Here is a 17,148-nt window from a genome sequence, read left to right on the forward strand (position 1 = left end):
CTTTCGTCCGCAAGCGGCCGAGTTACTTTCTTTTGGCAGCGCGCCAAAAGAAAGTAACCAAAGAAAAACGCTGGTCTAAGGTCACGAGCCACTAAGTCCAGCGCCGGGCGCGGGGCTGCGCCATAAGGGACATCCTGTCCCATGGCGCACGCGCGCATCCATGCGCGCGCCCTTCGGGGCTGCGGAACATGGTCCCCGGGCGGGGTTGCGTCCGAGCGAACGGCAAAGGCTAACGGCAACGGCAATAGCGATCGCCAGATCGCAATGGAGTCCGGCTCTCGCCGGAACGACGGCCGGGGATTTACGAATTCGAAGCGCCGCGCCCGAACGGCCCGGCCCCGACCACCGTCACCAGCGCAACGGCCGCCCCGCCAACGAACCCGCCAGGCGTTCGTAAAGCCGCCGCGCCTCGTCCACCGGCAGGAACCGGATCCGCAACGGCGGGCTCAACGCGCCGGCCCCGGCCGTGTCCAGCCACAGGGTCGCCGTGCCGCAGCGCCGGTCCAGCGGCGAGCGGGTGAGCTGCAGCGCCTGCAGTTTGTCGAGTTCGGCGAAACGCCAATGCCGGCGCCACCAGCCCTCGCGCACCGCGATCAGTTCGGCGTCCATCGCATAGCCCATGCGCTGCGCGCGCCGCTGCGCCTTGAACGCCGACCACGGCAGCCACAGCAGCGCCAGCAGGCTCCAGCCGCCTAGGTGCCAGTACAGCGCGGACGCCGCCAGCACGGTCCACGGCACATCCGGCAGGAACAGCCGCCACCAGGCCGCGTTCGGCAGCGCGCGCCAGTCCAGCGCGTCCCAGCGCGCGTGCGGCAGCAGGTGCGCGATCAGCCGGTCGCAGGTCTGCGGCGACGCGATCGGCGCCAGTTCCTTGAGCGCGCGGCCTTCGTCGTGTTCGTCCGCGCCGACCGTGTCCACCGCCAGCCGGCGGCGCTTGAGCAGGCGGTGCAGCACGCCTTCTTCCAGGGTCCAGGCCTGGATCCGCCGGCGCGGCACGGTGGTGCGCCAGCGCGCCAGCAGGCCGCGCTCGGCGGTCAGCCGGCGGCCCTGCTCGCTGAGGTCGAAGCCGTAGTAGCGCAGCAGCGCCAGGGTCACCGACAGGGTTTTCAGCGCCACCGCCACCAGCGCGATCGTGGCCGCGGCCAGCAAGGCGTAGCCGGCGGCGTCGAGGTGGTAGCCCTCGACCCGGCCGAACAGCCAGTGCATGCCGCCGCGCAGCACCCGCTCGGGCACGCGGCCGTTGAAGTCGGGCACGGTCTGCAGCGCCGCGGCGATGCCGGCGCCGACCAGCACCAGGCCGCCGTTGGAGACCAGGCCGAGCCGCAGCACTTCGGCGGGCGACAGGCGCAGCAGGGAATCGGCGCGCTCTTCCACCGCCAGCGCCGGGTCGGCGCCGCGGCGGCGCACCAGGGTCTCCAGCGCCATCGCGTCGGCCAGGGTGAGCACGCGCATCTGCGCTTCGGGCTCCTTGCCCGCGGCCGACTCCATGCGCACTTCGGCCACGCCGAACAGCCGGTGCAGCACGGTCTGGTGCACGGCCACGTTCTGGATGCGCACGAACGGGATCACCCGCAGGCTGCGGTTGAGCAGGCCGCTGCGCACCACCAGCCCGTTCGGCCCGACCCCGTAGCGGTAGGTGAAATAGCGCCACAGCGCCGCCAGCACCAGCAGGCCGACGCCGATCAGCGAGTACAGCTCGTTGCGGTCGCCGCGGCCGGCGAAGACCAGGATCAGCAGCGGCACGATGAACTGCTTGAGGTGCTGGATCAGCACGAACAGCCACGACATCGGGTGCAGGCGGCGGTCGGCGACGGGCTCGCCGGTTGCGCCCGGCGTCGTCGTCGCTGCGGCGTCCGCCGCGGCGACGGATGCGGATCGCTGCGGCGGCGCGGGCGCGGGGCCGGGCGCGCTCATCGGGCCTCGTCGTCCTCGTGGTCGAGCTGGCGGCCCAGGCGCTCGCGCAGGCGCTGGGCGTCGCCGGCGTCGAGGTGGTCGATCGCCACCGAGCTGTGGCGGGTGCCGGCGGTGTGCACCACCAGCGTCGCCAGCCGGCGCATGCGCTGCAGCGGGCCGTGCTTGAGGTCCAGGTGCTGGACCCGGGTCAGCGGCACCGTAGTCTCGCGCTGCCAGGCCACGCCGCGGCGCACCGCGAAGCCGTGTTCGTCGAGCCGCCACAGGGTGTTGCGGTAGCGGCGGAAACCGATCCACATGCCGATGCCGGCGCCGAACAGGGCGCCGGTGAGGCCGCTGGCGAGCCCGGCGTGGCGGCCGACGGTCAGCACGCCGCCGATCACCGCGGCGATCGCGAACACCACCGCCAGCGACAGGCTGATGTCGATCGTGCACAGCGGGATCGCGCGCGCCGGCAGGCGCTGCCAGCCGTCGCGCGGCTGCGCCAGCCCGAACGCGTCGGCAGGCGCGGACGCCGCATCGGGTTGGGGTGCGGGCGCCGCCGCGGGCGCCGCATCGGGCTGGGTTGCGGACGGTGCCGCCAGCGCTGCATCGGGCTGCGCGGCGGACGGCGTCGCGGACACCGCATCGGGCGGTGCCGCGGACGTCGCCGCGATGGGCTCGTCGGCGGTCTGGGCCGGCGCGGCGGGCGCGGCCCCGGGGGCCGTGGCCTCGTCGGTGGCCGCGGCCGAGGCGTCGGCGCGATCGGCCCGCGCCGGATCGTCCGCGCCGCCGTCCCCGGCCACGGAATGCGGTTCCTCGCGCTCGCGCGCGCCGTCGGCGGAAGTGGGGGCGGGGAAGGCGGAGCCGGGCGGAATGGGCGTCATCGTGCGGGCAGGGCGAGGTTCTTCCGCAGTGTAGCCGGGCGCGCGCGGTTCGGTCGGTGCGTTCGCAGACGCCGGTGGCGCTGCGCGCGCGAGGTCGCGGCCGCTCAGTGGCGGTCGGTCTCGATCGCGCGGTAGGGGTTGTCGCGCCCGTCGCCGGACGGCCGCAGGGTGTAGCGCTTGTAGGTCCACTGGTACTGCGCCGGATCGCGCCGGGCGATGCGTTCCACCGCCTGGTTGAGCGCGGCGCAGGCGCGGCGCGGGTCGGGATCGGCGATGCCCGGCGGCGCGGCTTCCACGCGCAGGGCGAAGCCGGGGCCGTCGGGGTGCTGGTCGATGCGCTCGCAGTAGCAGAACAGCACCGGCGCGCCGGTGCGTTCGGCGAGCCGGCCGAGCAGGGTCATGGTCAACGCCTCGACCCCGAAGAACGGGGCGAACTCGCCGTCGCCGGCCTTGGGCTGCTGGTCGGGCAGGATGCCGACCACGCCGCCGGCGTTGAGCCGCTTCCACAGCTGGCGCACCGCGGCGCCTTCGGCGCGCACCTGGGTCACGCGCCCGGCGTCGGTGTCGGCGCGCACGAGGTTCAGGAACGCCTCGCCGACCGGCGATTCCGGCGGCTTGTACAGGATCGCCAGCGGGGTGCGCGCGGCCAGCCACTGGTTCAGCAGCTCCCAATTGCCGTAGTGCGGTGCGGCCACGATCAGGCCCTTGCCGGCGGCCAGGGCGGCGTCGAACAGTTCGGTGCCGTGCTGCTCGCGCAGCAGGTTGAGGTTTTCGGCGTGCGGGCGGGTCCACAGGCGCAGGGTCTCGACCGCCTGGCGCGCGGTGGTGCGCACGATCGCCTGCTGCCACTGCTCGCGCTCGGCCGGCAGCAGCTCGGGATAGGCCAGGCGCAGGTTGACCCGGGCGACCCGGGCCTCGCGCCCGTCGCGGCGCTGCCAGGCCGTGGCCACGGCGTCGCCCAGGCGGCGCTGCCAGGCCCCGGGCAGGCGGCCGATCAGGCTGGCGAAGAAGTAGAGGACGCGGGCGGCGAACTGGGTCATGCCGGCGAGTGTAGCCGCGGCCACGGCCGCCGCCGTCGCGTCGCCAGGCCCCGGGCCCGCGCGAACGCCGCCATAGCCGGCATGTTGCAGGCCGTACACTGGCGATCCTCGAAATCGACGCGGTGCGCGATGCTCAGCCTGATCCAGCGGGTGACCCAGGCCAGGGTGACGGTCGACGGCGAAACGGTCGGGGAAATCGGGCCGGGCCTGCTGGCCCTGGTCGGGATCGAGCCCGGCGACGGCGAGGCGCAGATCGCGCGCATGGCCGATCGGCTGCTCGGATACCGTGTATTCGCCGATGAGGCCGGACGCATGAACCGTGGCCTGGCCGACACCGGCGGCGGGTTGCTGCTGGTCAGCCAGTTCACCCTGGCCGCCGATACCAGCAGCGGCATGCGTCCGGGCTTCAGCACCGCGGCCGCGCCGGGGCTGGCTGAACCGCTATTCAACCGTTTGCTCGAAACCTGCCGACAACGCCACGGCGGAGGGGTGGAAACCGGCAGGTTCGGCGCCCATATGGTGGTCAGCCTGGTCAACGACGGCCCGGTCACCTTCCTCCTCCGGTCCTGATCCGGCCCGCCGCCCCGCCTTGTCCGGGTCGGGCGCGCCGGACCTGATATACTGGAGCGTTCCCTACCCTCAATAGCGCGGTGGCGCAGCCCATGGCCAACGAACGTCAGCCCCCTCCGTCCGATATCAAGCTCCTGATCTCCAAGGGCTTGGAGCAGGGCTATCTGACCTATGCCGAGGTCAACGATCACCTGCCCGACGATCTGGTCGACGCCGAACAGATCGAAGACATCATCGGCATGATCAACGGCATGGGCATCGAAGTGCACGAAGTTGCGCCCGATGCCGAAACGCTGCTGCTCGCCGACGGCAACACCGGTAACCGCGAAGTCGACGACACCGCGGCCGAAGAAGCCGCCGCAGCGCTGACCGCGCTCGACGGCGAAGGCGGCCGCACCACCGATCCCGTGCGCATGTACATGCGCGAGATGGGTACGGTCGAGCTGCTCACCCGCGAAGGCGAGATCGCCATCGCCAAGCGCATCGAGGAGGGCCTGAACCAGGTCCAGGCCTCGCTCGCGCTGTACCCGGGCACGATCCAGCTGATCCTCGAAGACTACGAGCAGCACAAGGCCGGCAAGAAGCGCCTGGCCGAGATCGTGGTCGGCTTCAACGACCACCTCGACGAAGAGCCCGAGCCCGCCGCTCCGCCGGCGCCGCCGGCCGACGTCGCCGACGCGGATTCCGACGAGGACGAGGACGAAGAGGCCGCCGGCGACGGCGAGGAGACCGAGGAGACCGTGTCCGGTCCCGATCCGGTCGAAGTCGCCTCGCGCATGGAGACCATCGCCGACCTGCACGGCAAGTTCCTCAAGGCGCATGCGAAGTACGGCTCGGCGCACAAGAACGCGACCAAGCTGCGCGAGGAAATCGCGGCGGTGTTCATCACCCTCAAGCTGCCGCTGGCGCTGACCGACTCGCTGATGCGCAACCTGCGCGAAGTGGTCGGCTCGATCAAGGACCGCGAGCGCAAGATCCTCGATCTGGCCACCCGCGTGGCCAAGATGCCGCGCAAGGACTTCATCCGCGCCTGGGAAGGTAACCAGACCAACCTGGAGTGGGTGGACGAGCTGCTCAAGCGCAAGCAGAAGTGGTCCTCGGGCCTGCGCGACGTCAAGGACCAGATCGTCGCCGAACAGCAGACCACCATCGAGCTGGAAACCCGCTCGCTGCTGACCCTGGACGAGCTCAAGGAAATCAGCCGCGCGGTCGCCTACGGCGAAGCCAAGGCGCGCAAGGCCAAGAAGGAGATGGTCGAGGCCAACCTGCGCCTGGTGATCTCCATCGCCAAGAAGTACACCAACCGCGGCCTGCAGTTCCTCGACCTGATCCAGGAAGGCAACATCGGCCTGATGAAGGCGGTGGACAAGTTCGAGTTCCGCCGCGGCTTCAAGTTCTCGACCTACGCGACGTGGTGGATCCGCCAGGCCATCACCCGTTCGATCGCCGATCAGGCGCGCACCATCCGCATCCCGGTGCACATGATCGAGACGATCAACAAGCTCAACCGTATCTCTCGCCAGATGCTCCAGCAGTACGGCCGCGAGGCCACGCCGGAAGAGCTGGCGAAAGAAATGGACATGCCCGAGGACAAGATCCGCAAGGTCATGAAGATCGCCAAGGAGCCCATCTCGATGGAGACTCCGATCGGCGACGACGAGGACTCGCACCTGGGCGACTTCATCGAGGACACCAACGTGGAGTCCCCGGTGGAAGCGACCACCAACATCAACCTCTCCGAGACGGTCCGCGACGTGCTCGCCGGCCTGACCCCGCGCGAGGCCAAGGTGTTGCGCATGCGCTTCGGCATCGACATGAACACCGATCACACGCTGGAAGAAGTCGGCAAGCAGTTCGACGTCACCCGCGAGCGCATCCGTCAGATCGAAGCCAAGGCGCTGCGCAAGCTGCGTCATCCGAGCCGTTCGGAACAACTGCGCAGCTTCCTCGACATCGACTGATACGTCGGGCGAGTCCGCGCACGCAGAAACAGGCCCCGCTCGCGGGGCCTGTTTCGTTTCCGGCCCGATGCCGCGGATGCCTCCGGCGCGCGATGTCGCGGATGCCCCCTGTAGGAGCGGCGCAAGCCGCGACCGCGAAACCGCGCCTACGACGCAAGCGAGGTTTCGCGGTCGCGACTCGCGCCGCTCTTGGAAGTGGCTCGGGTCGCAGGACGACGAGGCGGCTACGCGCGCTAAGATCGTTGCGACTCCACGCAGGGAAGGCCATGGACGAGGACAACGTCTGGAGCGCGCCCAAGGCCGCGGTCGGCGCGGACCCGCGCCGCGAGGCCTGGTTCGGCCTCGGCGCGATGCTATGGGGTAGCGCGCTGGCCACCACCGTCGCCGGGCTGTTGATGATGGCGATGAACTACCGCGCCCAGGGCCGGCCGCGGCTGGCCTGGGCGGTCGTGGCCGGCATCGTGCTGGTGGTCGTGCCCGGCCTGTGCTGGGCTTTCATCTATCTGCTGATGTCGGTGATGCCACACCCCGTGGGTCAGGTGCTGGCGCTGGTCGGCTGGATCGCGGCGCAACCGTTGGCGACGCTGACCATGCTGGGCACCTCGCACCGTCGCGCGATTGCACAACGCCTGCGCACCGGCCAGCCGATGCGGCCGGCCGCGCACGCGGCGCTGGTGGTGATCGTGGTGTGGATGGCGCCGGTCCTGCTGTTCTTGTTGCTGTCGGCGCTCGCAGGCTTGTTCGTGGTCGGCTGAAGCGCCGCTGCCCTTGTAGGAGCGGCGCGAGCCGAGACCGCGAAACCTCGCTTGCGTCGTAGGTCGGGTTTCGCGGTCGCGGCTTGCGCCGCTCCTACAAAGCGGCGGGCGGCTTAGGCGCCGCGCAGCCAGCGGATCACTTCGTAGCACGCGCCCATGGTGTGGTAATCGGTCTTGCCGGCCGGGCTCTTCTCGTCGCTGTACTTGCCGTTGCGGCGGTCGAGGATGCGGTACCACGCGCCGTAGCGATGATCGACCATGTGCTGCCACGCGTAGGCCCACAGCTTGTCGTACCACTGCCAGTAAAGGTTCTCGCCGGTGCGCACGGCCAGCAGCGCCGCGGTCGCCAGCGATTCGGCCTGGACCCAGAAGTATTTGTCGTCGTCGCAGACCGCGCCGTCGGGGGCGAAGCCGTAGGCGAGGCCGCCGAATTCGTCGTCCCAGGAGCGCGCGATCGCGGTGTCGAACAGGTGGCGCGCGGTCGGCACCAGCCAGGCCGGCGCGTCGCCGCGCGCGGACAGGTGGCGGTCGAGGATCAGCAGCAGCTTGGCCCACTCGGTCTGGTGGCCCGGCTGGAAGCCCCAGGGGCGGAACAGGTGCTTGGGATCGTCGCGGTGGTAGTCCCAGTCGATGTTCCAGTCGCGGTCGTAGTGCTCCCACACCAGGCCGTCGGCCTGCGCCGCCTGGCGCTGGGTCATGTTCTGCGCCAGGGTCAGCGCGCGCTCGAGATAGCGCGCATCGCCCGACGCTTCGTACGCCGCCAGCATCGCCTCGCACATGTGCATGTTGGCGTTCTGGCCGCGGTAGCCGGTGAAGTTCCAGTCGGCATCGGCTTCGTCGCGGTACAGGCCGAACTGCGGTTCCCAGAAGCGCGCTTCGAGCAGGTTCCAGGTTTCGTCCATCCACGCCGCCGCTTCGGCGATGCCGGCCTTGACCCCGCACGAGTACGCCAGCAGCACGAAGGCCACGCCGTAGCAGTGGTTCATGCGGTCGTCCGGGCGGCCGTCGCGGATCGTCCAGGCGTAGCCGCCGGTGTCGGGATTGCGATGCACCTCGCGCAGGTAGCGCAGGCCGTGGCGCGCGCGTTCGCGGTAGTCGTCGCGGCCGAACTCCACCGCCGCCATCGCGTAGTTGAAGACGAAGCGGGTCGAGCTGACCAGGTGCCGGTGCGAGGCGTCGTAGACCGAGCCGTCGTCGCGGAAGTAGTGGAAGAAGCCGCCGTCGGCGTCGAGCGCGACCGGATCGTAGAACGCCAGGGTGTCGCGGATGTGCGCCAGCAGGGTGTCGGCGTCGCGGAAGTCCGGCAGCGGGTTCGAGGGGAGGTTCATGCGGGTTCCTGGGCTTGTTCCTGCATCAGGCGTTCGACGTCCGCGGCGCTGGGCATGGCCGCGAACGCGCCGTGGCGGGTGGTGGCGAGCGCGCCGGCGGCGGCGGCGTAGCGCAGCGCGTCGATGAGTTCGTGTTCGCGCTGGAGGAAGTCGCTGAAGTTCGCCGCGCCGACGCCGAGCGCGACCAGCCGGCGCAGCAGGCCGCCGACGAAGGCGTCGCCGGCGCCGGTGGTGTCGCTGGGCGCGACCTTGTAGGTGGCGACCGAACCGTGGCGGGTGCGCGTGTACCAGCGGATCGGGGTGGCGCCGTCGGTGATCAGCACGCAGGTCGCGTAGCCGTGCCACAGCCGCTGCAGCGCGGCCTCTTCGCCGCCGAGGTGGCGGGCGAGGAATTCGAACTCGCTGCCGCACAGCTTGATCAGGTCCGCTTCCAGCAGCGCCGCCAGCAGCCGCGGCGCCGGGTCGAAGCCGGCCGGCCACAGCGACGGGCGCAGGTTCATGTCCATGCTCACCAGCGCGTCGGCCAGGCGCGCGCGGCGCATGCCGGCCAGCGTCGCCGCGGCGATGGCTTCCTCGGTGAGGCTGTTGGAGCAGACGTGGAACACGCCGGCGTCGGCGAAGCCGTCCGGGCTGAAGTCGGCGTCGCGGAACAGCAGGTCGGCGGCCGGCGGGCGGTAGAAGCTGAAGCTGCGTTCGCCATCGCCGTCGAGCGAGACGAAGGCCAGCGCGGTCTTGGCCGCGTCGGTGCGGCGCACGTCGCGGGTGTCGACGCCGTAGCCGCTGAGCTGGTCGGCGATGAAGTCGCCGAACATGTCGCGGCCGAGCATGCCGACGAAGCGCGCGTGCGCACCCAGGCGCGCGGCGGCGACGGCGACGTTGGCTGGCGCGCCGCCGGCGTATTCGACGAAGTGGCGCGGTTCGCCCGGGCTCGCGGCCGGACGCGCGAGGAAGTCGATCAAGGCTTCGCCGAAGCAGACGATCGCGGCGTTCGCGCCGCTGGCGCCGGACGAAAGGGGTACGGCGGACATCAATGCATCACTCCCGAAGCTTGCGCGCTGGCGTGCTGGCCTTGGCCGGCGCGGATGCGCGAACCGGACAGGCCGTACCAGACGATGAAGGCGTAGCACACCGCCGGAATCACGAACGAATGCTGGATGCCGATGTTGTCGGACAACAGGCCCTGCAGCAGCGGCACCACCGCGCCGCCGACGATGGCCATGATCAGCAGGCTCGAGGCTTTGCTGGTCATCGGCCCGAGCCGCTCGATGGCGATGGTGAAGATGGTCGGGAACATCACCGAGTTGAACAGGCCGATCGCCAGCACCGTCCACATCGCCACCGTGCCCTGGGTGCTCATGGTCAGCGCCAGCAGCGCGATCGCCGCGACCGCGGCCAGCGCCAGCAGCTTGCGCGCGTCGACGCTGCGCAGCAGCGCCGCGCCGATGAAGCGCCCGACCATCGCGCCGCCCCAGTAGTAGCCAAGGTAGGTGCTGGCGGTGGCATGGTCGAAGCCGGCGATGTTCGGCTCGGACAGGTAGTTGACCAGGAAGCTGCCGATCGAGACCTCGGCGCCGACGTAGACGAAGATCGCGATCACGCCGAACAGCAGATGGCGCTGGCCCAGCACCTCGGCGAAGCTGTGGCGGGTCGGGTCGGCGCTTTCGGTGGACTCGGTCAGCGGCGGGATGCGCATGGCGTAGACGAACACCGCCAGCAGCACCAGACAGCCGGCGATGACCATGTACGGCATCTGCACCGCCGCGGCTTCGTGGGCGCGGTAGGCGGCTTTTTCGGCGACCGACATCGCGCCCAGCTGGGCGTCGGTGAGCACCGCCGCGGACAGGATCAGCGGGCCGATGAAGGTCGGGAACACCGTGGTGCCCAGCGAGTTCAGCGCCTGCGCCAGGTTGAGCCGGCTCGGCGCGCCGGCCGGGTCGCCGAGCAGGCTGATGTAGGGATTGGCCGAGACCTGCAGCACGGTGATGCCGCTGGCGAGCACGAACAGCGCGCCGAGGAACAGCGGGTACGAGGGCACGCGCGCGGCCGGGAAGAACATCGCCGCGCCGATCGCCGCGACGATCAGGCCGATGACGATGCTGTTCTTGTAGCCGAACTTCGCCACCACCCGGCTGGCCGGCAGCGACATCAGGAAGTAAGCGCCGAAGAAGGTCGACTGAATCAGCATCGACTGGGCGTAGTTCATCTCGAACACGGCCTTGAGATGCGGGATCAGCACGTCGTTGAGGCTGGTCAGGCCGCCCCAGGTGAAGAAGATCGTGGTCACCACCGCCAGCGCGGCGGTGTAGGACATGACGCTGCGGCTCATGCGGGCTCTCCGGGCGGGGTCAGGTGCACCTCGCTGCTGCTGCGGGCCAGCAGGCGCACGGGAGCGATGGTGTGGGCCGGCGCCAGCTCGGGCTCGCGCAGGCGCTTGAGGATCAGTTCGGCGGCCTGGCGGCCGCGCGCGCGCGGATCGACCGCGATCGTGGTCAGCGGCGGCGAGGCGACCGCGGCTTCGGGAATGTCGTCGAAGCCGACCACGGCGAAATCGCCGCCGGCGCGGCGGCCGCGCGCGACCAGCCCGGCCATCAGGCCGAGCGCGACCGCGTCGTTGTAGCAGACCGCCGCGGTCGGCGCGGGGTCGCGCACGAACAGCGCGCCGGTCTGCTGCGCCGCTTCCAGGCGGGTCGGCGCGCATTCGATCAGCCACTGCGGCTCCGGCTCGATCCCGGCCTCGGCCAGCGCCTCGCGGTAGCCCTGGCGGCGCTGCCGGCACGAGGACGAATCGCGGTGGCCGCCGAAGAAGGCGATGCGGCGGTGGCCGCGGTCGAGCAGGTGGCGGGTGGCCAGGCGCGCGCCGTGGGTGTTGTCCAGGGCCAGGAAATCCCAGGCGGTGCCGTCGAGCTCGCGGTTGAACACCAGCACCGGCGTGCGCTCGCCGACCTGCGCGCGGACCCGCGCGCCGTCGCTGCCTTCGGCCGGCGACAGGATGATCCCGGCCGGGTCGTGCTCCATCAGCGAGTTGAGCACTGCCTGCTGGCGCTCGACCGATTCGTTGGTGCTGCCCAGCAGGGTGACGAAGCCGGCGGTGGCCAGCCATTCGTCCACGCCGGCGGCGAATTCGGCGAAGAACGGGTTGGACAGGTCGTTGATGACCAGGGCCACGCCGGTGGACACCTTGCGCCGCAGGTTGGCCGCGCCGCGGTGGTAGACGTAGCCTTGGCGCTTGAGCTCGGCCTCGACCCGGGCGCGGGTGTCGGCGTGGACCAGCGGGCTGCCGCGCAGCACCAGCGACACGGTCGCGCGCGACAGGCCGCAGGCGCGGGCGATATCGGCCAGGGTGACCCGGCCGCGGGGAGCGGGCGCGTCGTTCATCTTGGGCACCTCGCGGAGAGTGGACAGGCGGAACTCATGGCCGGGTTACGGAGGGATGGAAGGCTTTTGGATCGTTCTAAATGCCGCCATCCTGCGGCCTGGGCCCCGCCGCTGCATTCTGCAATGCAGCATGAACGGGTCTGGGCCGCGTGTTAGCTTGCCGATATTTAGAACGATCTAAAAGTGGCGCCCGGCCTCGCGGCCGACCGCCGTCCCCATCGAGCCATTCCCGCCGCACCGGTTCGAACGCGCCAGGGCGCGAACGTTCCGGTCCGGCCCCAGACGGAGTACCCCGGATGACCCGGCCGGTCCAGTCCCGCACGTCCCGTTCCCGTCCCGCCTGGCCGCTGGCCGCCGTCGCCGTGGCGCTGGCCGCGGGCGTCCTCGTCGCCCCGGCCGCGGCCGCGGCCGGTACCGACGCCGGCCGCCGCGCGTTCGAGGCGGTCGACCCGTTCATCGGCACCGGCGGCGAGGGCCACACCTTCCCCGGCGCGACGGTGCCGTTCGGCATGATCCAGCTCAGCCCCGACACCGAGATCAAGCCGCGCAAGGAGGCCTACGGCTGGGCCGCCGGCTATCGCCACGGCGACAAGACCATCGTCGGCTTCTCCCACACCCACTTCTCCGGCACCGGCCATTCCGACCTCGGCGACGTGCTGGTGATGCCGATCGCCGGCGAGGTCAAGCTCGAACGCGGCGACTCGACGATCCCGCGCAGCGGTTACCGCTCGGCGTTCGGCCACGACGACGAAGTGGCCCAGCCGGGCTATTACGCGGTCACCCTCGACGACTACAAGATCCGCGCCGAACTGACCGCGAGCGAGCGCGTCGGCGTGCACCGCTACCGTTTTCCCAAGGGCCAGTCCGCGCACGTGCTGCTGGACCTGCGCACCAGCCTGTACGACTACCCCGGCAAGGTGCTGTGGTCGCGCGTGCGCCTGCGTCCCGACGGCACCGTCACCGGCTTTCGCGAGACCCGCGGCTGGGCGCCGGGCCGGCAGCTGTACTTCGCAATGCGCTTCTCGCGCCCGGTCAGCGGCCATGCCTTCCACGACACCGAGGCCGACGTGGCCTACAAGGGCTTCCCGCCGCCGGGCGAGAAGGACCCGACCCGGCGCGCGCAGATCGAAGGCCGCCAGCTCGTCGCCAGCCTCGACTTCAAGGACGCGCCGGGCCAGGAGCTGATCGTCAAGGTCGCGATCTCGCCGGTCGGCGAAGACAGCGCCATCGCCAACCTCGACGCCGAAGTGCCCGGCTTCGATTTCGACGGCGTGCGCGCGCAGGCGCGCGAGCGCTGGAGCCAGGCGCTGTCGGCGATCGACGCCGACGGCGACGAGGCCGCGCGCAAGAGCTTCTACACCGCGCTCTACCACACGCTGATGGGGCCGAGCCTGTTCATGGACAGCGACGGCCGCTATCGCGGTCCGGACAACGCGGTGCACGAGGCCAAGGGTTTTCGCTATCACTCCACGTTCTCGCTGTGGGACACCTACCGCGCGTTGCATCCGTTGCTGACCCTGGTGCAGCCGGAGCAGCGCAACAACGACTTCGTCAATTCGCTGCTTGCCTCGCGCAAGCACAGCCCGTACGGCGTGCTGCCGGTGTGGGCGTTCCACGGCCAGGAGACGTGGTGCATGATCGGCTACCACGCGGTGCCGGTGATCGCGGACGCCTATATGAAGGGCATTCGCGGCTTCGATGCGGACGAAGCGCTGGAGGCGATGGTCGCCAGCGCCGACTACGGCCCCTACGACGGCATCGCCCAGTACAAGGAACTGGGCTACGTGCCGATCGACGAGGAAGGCGAGGCGGCGTCGAAGACGCTTGAATACGCGTTCGACGACTGGACCATCGCGCGCATGGCCGGGGCGATGGGGCGCAAGGACGTCGCCGCGCGCTTCGAAAAACGTGCCGGCAACTGGAAGCACGCGTTCGACGCGAAGACCGGATTCATGCGCGCACGCAAGCGCGACGGCAGCTTCCGCGAACCGTTCGACCCCAGCGCCAGCGGCTACGGCAGCGACTACACCGAAGGCAATGCCTGGCAGTACTCGTGGTACGTGCCGCAGGACGTAGCGGGATTGGCCAAGGCGCACGGCGGCGGCGACAAGCTGATCGCGCGGCTCGACCAGGTGTTCGAGGCCAAGGTCGATCCGAAGATCTTCGCCCACATGGAAGACATCACCGGCCTGATCGGCTGGTACGCGCACGGCAACGAACCCAGCCACCACGTCGCCTACCTGTACGGCTACGCCGGCCAGCCCTGGCGCACCCAGGAGCGGCTCAAGCAGATCATGGCCAGCCAGTACGCGCCGCGGCCCGACGGCCTGGCCGGCAACGACGACCTCGGCCAGATGTCGGCCTGGTACGTGTTCACTGCGCTGGGCTTCTATCCGGTGGCGCCGGCCAGCAACGAATACATCATCGGCCGGCCGTTCCTGCCCAAGGCCACGCTCAACCTGCCCAACGGCAAGCGCTTCAGCGTGATCGCCGACGGGCTCGACGAGGCGCACACCTACATCGGCAGCGCCACGCTCAACGGCCAGCCGCTGGATCGCGCGTTCCTGCGCCACGAGGAGATCCTTGCCGGCGGCGAGCTGCGCTTCGTCATGCAGGCGCAGCCGAACCGCGAATGGGCGAGCCATCCCAAGCAGTTGCCGTATTCGATGAGCGCCGCGCGCTGAGCACGGCACCGCGTGCGTCGGCGCCTGCGCCGACGCACGCCGGGCGCGATCAGGATCAGAAGTCGTCGCGCCCGTGGGTCGCCGCCGACCAGCCGATGAACTCGGCGGCGTTGCCGTCCGGCCGCCCACGCTTGGTCGCGTTCTGGAAATTCGGAATCGGCGTACCGCGATTCATGTAGCCGTTGACCGCGATTTCGCTATAGCCCGGATACAGCCCGTTGGAACGGCAATCGCGCACGCCCTCGCCGTACAGGATCGACTTGGCCATGTACTCCAGCCCGCGCGAGAACCGCGGCTGCGGCTCGTTGCCGACCTTGAGCAGCCACACGCTGGTGTCGCCCTGGATCGTCGCCATCTCCGCCGCCTGGGCGATGCCGGCCAGCGAATACTGCGGATGGTGGCAATCGCGCGCCGCCAGCTCCTGCACTTCGCCGCTGCTGTAGACGATCAGCGGGATCAACTGCTTCATCCGGTTGAGCCCGGCGTTGTAGCGATTGGCGTCGTCCTGGTAGACGCCGGTCGCCATGGTCGCCAACGCGCCCGACACGCCCCAGTTGTTGGTCCGTGCGGAGGCTTGGTTCGCATACCCGTAAAGCCGGTTGAGATACCCGTTGAACCGATCCTGCGACGCCTGCGGCCAGCCGGCCGCGCCGCCGTCGTGATGGCGCAGGATCTCCGCCGCGCTGGCCCACACCGGCAGCCCCCACGCCGCCTCCAGCCACGCCTGCGGCGCGTCCGTGCCCGGCGCCAAAGTGAATCCGGTGAACTTCGCCGACCACGCATCGATGATCTGGATCGCCTTGTCGCGATTGCGCGTATCGCCGGTCACCGCCCAGCGCAGCGCGTTCAAGTACGCCGCGAACCCGTCGTTCTTCCAGCGCCCCTCCTGCGGCCCGCCGGCCGCGCGCACCACGTCCACCGTCGTCAGCGCCTGATGCGCGTAGGTGTGCGAACCGCGGCCGTCCTGCAGCAGACGGTTGAAGCCGGTCTTCATCGCGCCGGCGTTGCCCGATTGCACCGCGGCGCGGATCGAGGCGAGGCGGTTCTGGGTCATCAGCAGGCCGGGGTGTTTGAACGGCGGCACGGCGGCCGGCGCGGCGGCGGCCGCAACATCGGGAGCGGCGGCGCCGTATTCGGCGGCTCGAACGGAACCGGCGGCACCGGCCAGCAACGCCAAGGCCAGGACATGGAAGCGGAACGCAGTCGTGCGCAGCATAGAAACCTCGTTGAAGGGTGAGGCGGCACCGGACGCCCGCCGACACCGCGGCGAGTCCGGAACGTGAGCCCCCATCAGTGCGCGGCGCGCCGGCGCTGCCGCCGCCGCGTTCCGCAACGCCGGGCGGCCTGGAAAGCCGCCGGCGCAGGCACGCGTCTGGCGCGCGTGTCGAGGTCATGCTGCCCGAGGTCGGTGCGCGAAAAATGCGACTGGCGCTAGGCAAGTCGGGTGGCGGGAATCGTATAAAGGCGAGCGGATTCGCAGTTCTGCGGGGCAGGGTGCGAACCGCCGGGTTGGCTTGGCCGAGGCGATTGGGGCCTCGAGCGGCCGCGGGACGACGACGGCCCGGGCTGACTGGACCGCGGCGCTGCATTAGAATCGCGGCTCTCGCGGGCCTATAGCTCAATGGTTAGAGCAGAGGACTCATAATCGGCCTCGGCGGCGTTTCCGGCGGTTTCCACGGAATGCAGGAGTGCCGAAAAACAGGCGCTTCCATGCCTCTCCGCCGTTGTCAGTTTTTCTCCTGATCGTCGGATTTTCCCCTGTTTTTCCGTCACGCTTACACCGGAATTACACAGAAGCCTTGAGGGCGCAGCTTGCGGCTCATGACACCTAACGCCTGGGCCGAAAAGTACTTCGCTGATGGCAGCCGTCCTTCCGAAGCGACCCTTCGCCGTTGGCTGAGCAGCGGGCAGGTGCCTGGCCGAAAGGTTGGCGGCTCTTGGTACGTCGACGAGCATGCATGGCTCGCTGATGGAGACCCACTGGTTGAGCATGCCCTGCGTACCTTCGACCTGCAGTGATGCTCCTGATTCTGAGCAAGCCAAAGGGGGTGTTGGCATTCGTGTTCAATTCTGATGCCAACGCAATTGTGCGTCATCTGCTCCCGTGTACCGGCCCGGTTCCTGTCCCGCCACTCGACGACATCTCCTGCCTTCCAGGTCGCCGGCTTCCGGGTGACGCGAACCGGGAAGTCTGGCTTGCACGCGATCGCCGCAAGAAAATGCTCAGGCGAGAGGCCCATCGCTCAGCGCAGTCCGCGGCACGGAGGTAAGCTGGCTAGAGTAGGTGGTCGCACATCTTCGGCGCCTGGAAGATGACATGATGAGACAATCTGGCTGGCCACGCAGAGCACCTCCTGACCTGCATCCTTACGAACTTGCTCTGGCGAGGCGATCAGCTACCGAGTTGGGAACTCTCCATTCTTCTCATAGTTGAGTTCGGCACTGGCCAAATTCCGGTGGAACGTTGCACTCACTATTTTGGCTTGGGCGAGCATCAGGCAAAGCAGGCTGCATCCAAGCAGCAATTGCCCGTGCCGGCGTTTCGCCTTGGGTCTCAGAAATCGCCCTGGCTCATCTCTGCAATTGAGCTGGCGGCGTTGATCGACAAACGGGCCGGACGGGCCCGTAAGGAATGGGCGCGCTTGCAGAACGTTCCTT

General features: G+C 69.7%; 12 protein-coding genes. 4 read left to right on the top strand and 8 right to left on the bottom strand.

Features of this window, described 5'->3' with window-relative positions; genetic code table 11:
- Positions 1-348: 348 nt before the first annotated feature.
- From BLV01_RS20830 to BLV01_RS20840, 3 genes are all read right to left on the bottom strand, one after another.
- On the bottom strand, positions 349-1,788 hold the full coding sequence (locus tag BLV01_RS20830; RefSeq protein WP_254782718.1) for a PH domain-containing protein: 1,440 nt from the start codon (positions 1,786-1,788) through the stop codon (positions 349-351).
- Between the two features lie 122 nt (positions 1,789-1,910).
- Positions 1,911-2,696: a PH domain-containing protein gene (locus BLV01_RS20835; protein WP_254782713.1), complete on the bottom strand. Its 786-nt coding sequence runs from the start codon at positions 2,694-2,696 to the stop codon at positions 1,911-1,913.
- Positions 2,697-2,881: 185 nt separating this feature from the next.
- Entirely contained in the window at positions 2,882-3,817 is a 936-nt protein-coding gene (locus BLV01_RS20840; protein ID WP_091804651.1) for a lauroyl acyltransferase, read from the bottom strand.
- 129 nt (positions 3,818-3,946) lie between these two features.
- Here BLV01_RS20840 and dtd point away from each other — a divergent pair, with 129 nt between their 5' ends.
- The 3 genes from dtd (at position 3,947) to BLV01_RS20855 (ending at position 7,103) form a co-directional block, all read left to right on the top strand.
- The gene (dtd, locus tag BLV01_RS20845; RefSeq protein ID WP_091804653.1) at positions 3,947-4,387 is read left to right on the top strand and encodes a D-aminoacyl-tRNA deacylase; all 441 of its coding nucleotides are present in this window, start codon (positions 3,947-3,949) and stop codon (positions 4,385-4,387) included.
- 92 nt (positions 4,388-4,479) lie between these two features.
- A complete protein-coding gene (gene rpoD, locus BLV01_RS20850; RefSeq protein ID WP_091804656.1) occupies positions 4,480-6,348 on the top strand; it encodes an RNA polymerase sigma factor RpoD in 1,869 nt (622 codons plus the stop codon).
- A gap of 266 nt (positions 6,349-6,614) precedes the next feature.
- A complete protein-coding gene (locus BLV01_RS20855) occupies positions 6,615-7,103 on the top strand; it encodes a hypothetical protein (RefSeq protein ID WP_091804658.1) in 489 nt (162 codons plus the stop codon).
- A 113-nt stretch (positions 7,104-7,216) separates the two neighbouring features.
- Here the strand turns inward: BLV01_RS20855 and BLV01_RS20860 are convergent, their stop codons facing one another.
- From BLV01_RS20860 to BLV01_RS20875, 4 genes are read right to left on the bottom strand one after another with little or no spacing between them, the layout of a single operon-like run.
- Positions 7,217-8,431 (bottom strand): AGE family epimerase/isomerase, encoded by a 1,215-nt coding sequence (locus tag BLV01_RS20860; protein ID WP_091804661.1) that lies wholly within the window; start codon positions 8,429-8,431, stop codon positions 7,217-7,219.
- Entirely contained in the window at positions 8,428-9,459 is a 1,032-nt protein-coding gene (locus BLV01_RS20865; protein WP_091804664.1) for a carbohydrate kinase family protein, read from the bottom strand. The genes BLV01_RS20860 and BLV01_RS20865 overlap by 4 nt, the downstream gene beginning before the upstream one ends.
- Entirely contained in the window at positions 9,459-10,757 is a 1,299-nt protein-coding gene (locus tag BLV01_RS20870) for a sugar MFS transporter (protein WP_091804666.1), read from the bottom strand. The genes BLV01_RS20865 and BLV01_RS20870 overlap by 1 nt, the downstream gene beginning before the upstream one ends.
- A complete protein-coding gene (locus tag BLV01_RS20875) occupies positions 10,754-11,806 on the bottom strand; it encodes a LacI family DNA-binding transcriptional regulator (RefSeq protein ID WP_091804669.1) in 1,053 nt (350 codons plus the stop codon). Before BLV01_RS20875 ends, BLV01_RS20870 begins: the two co-directional genes overlap by 4 nt.
- 296 nt (positions 11,807-12,102) lie before the next feature.
- Between BLV01_RS20875 and BLV01_RS20880 the strand changes: the two genes are divergently transcribed.
- Complete coding sequence (locus BLV01_RS20880) at positions 12,103-14,490, top strand: GH92 family glycosyl hydrolase (protein WP_091804671.1); 2,388 nt, start codon at positions 12,103-12,105, stop codon at positions 14,488-14,490.
- 55 nt (positions 14,491-14,545) lie between these two features.
- Here the strand turns inward: BLV01_RS20880 and BLV01_RS20885 are convergent, their stop codons facing one another.
- Positions 14,546-15,706 carry an alginate lyase family protein gene (locus BLV01_RS20885; protein WP_175486160.1) on the bottom strand — a complete coding sequence of 387 codons (1,161 nt, stop codon included), beginning with the start codon at positions 15,704-15,706 and terminating at the stop codon, positions 14,546-14,548.
- Positions 15,707-17,148 lie beyond the last annotated feature (1,442 nt).

The sequence above is a fragment of the Lysobacter sp. yr284 genome (assembly GCF_900107375.1).
Lineage (GTDB): Bacteria > Pseudomonadota > Gammaproteobacteria > Xanthomonadales > Xanthomonadaceae > Lysobacter.

What these genes read in the sequence shown, in the direction of transcription:
- BLV01_RS20840 (WP_091804651.1), bottom strand. Translation starts at nt 3,817, where the DNA reads ATGACCCAGTTCGCCGCCCGCGTCCTCTACTTCTTCGCCAGCCTGATC.
- BLV01_RS20885 (WP_175486160.1), bottom strand. Translation starts at nt 15,706, where the DNA reads ATGCTGCGCACGACTGCGTTCCGCTTCCATGTCCTGGCCTTGGCGTTG.
- BLV01_RS20855 (WP_091804658.1), top strand. Translation starts at nt 6,615, where the DNA reads ATGGACGAGGACAACGTCTGGAGCGCGCCCAAGGCCGCGGTCGGCGCG.
- BLV01_RS20875 (WP_091804669.1), bottom strand. Translation starts at nt 11,806, where the DNA reads ATGAACGACGCGCCCGCTCCCCGCGGCCGGGTCACCCTGGCCGATATC.
- BLV01_RS20860 (WP_091804661.1), bottom strand. Translation starts at nt 8,431, where the DNA reads ATGAACCTCCCCTCGAACCCGCTGCCGGACTTCCGCGACGCCGACACC.
- dtd (WP_091804653.1), top strand. Translation starts at nt 3,947, where the DNA reads ATGCTCAGCCTGATCCAGCGGGTGACCCAGGCCAGGGTGACGGTCGAC.
- BLV01_RS20880 (WP_091804671.1), top strand. Translation starts at nt 12,103, where the DNA reads ATGACCCGGCCGGTCCAGTCCCGCACGTCCCGTTCCCGTCCCGCCTGG.
- BLV01_RS20865 (WP_091804664.1), bottom strand. Translation starts at nt 9,459, where the DNA reads ATGTCCGCCGTACCCCTTTCGTCCGGCGCCAGCGGCGCGAACGCCGCG.
- BLV01_RS20870 (WP_091804666.1), bottom strand. Translation starts at nt 10,757, where the DNA reads ATGAGCCGCAGCGTCATGTCCTACACCGCCGCGCTGGCGGTGGTGACC.
- rpoD (WP_091804656.1), top strand. Translation starts at nt 4,480, where the DNA reads ATGGCCAACGAACGTCAGCCCCCTCCGTCCGATATCAAGCTCCTGATC.
- BLV01_RS20830 (WP_254782718.1), bottom strand. Translation starts at nt 1,788, where the DNA reads ATGTCGTGGCTGTTCGTGCTGATCCAGCACCTCAAGCAGTTCATCGTG.